This window comes from Chryseobacterium sp. BGARF1, assembly GCF_001677955.1.
Classification (GTDB): Bacteria; Bacteroidota; Bacteroidia; order Flavobacteriales; family Weeksellaceae; genus Chryseobacterium.
This window is the reverse complement of sequence record NZ_LELA01000188.1, coordinates 1-573: the sequence shown is the minus strand read 5'-3', so window position 1 is coordinate 573 and position 573 is coordinate 1. Positions and strand designations below refer to the sequence as shown.

The window sequence follows — 573 nt, the reverse complement described above, 5'->3', positions numbered from 1 at the left end:
TCATATTATTAATTTTTCTTTGTTTTTAATAGTTTAAAATTCTTATATTCTTTTTTTAAATACTCTTCTACAGCAAACTCTTGTAATTCAGATTGAGCATCTTTAAAGATCAATCCTTCTTTTGTCATAAAAACAGATAATACATGATCATAATCATCAGCTCCTCTTTCACAATATAAAATTCCTCTCTCTCCAACTTTAAAATAATTAGGATTTTTAATTGAGTCTATTTTTACAGTTAAAAAAGTACCTCCATATTTATTGCTCAAAACAATAAGTTCTTGCGCTTCTGATGATTTAGCCGCTATTATTTTACCTGTTCTTAAGAAATCTTCTACAGCTTGCACAACATTTACACAGTTCCTATCAGCAATCTGTACAACTATTCCATTTACTACATGATGATTAAAATAAATTAAGGCTTGATCAAGATATTTCATAGCATTTTCTGGAGTAATCTTAATTGCAAGAAGTTTTTGTAGTCCCCCTCGCTGCCGCACGAATCCTTTCGTGTGGTCAGTGATCCTATAAATCAAACATTCTAAAAACCACAATATCATCCAAAAGTCCTTT

General features: G+C 29.8%; 1 protein-coding gene. It reads right to left on the bottom strand.

What is annotated here, in order from left to right:
* Positions 1–8: 8 nt before the first annotated feature.
* On the bottom strand, positions 9–573 hold a 565-nt coding region (locus AB671_RS22615), incomplete at its 5' end, for a hypothetical protein (protein ID WP_185114155.1).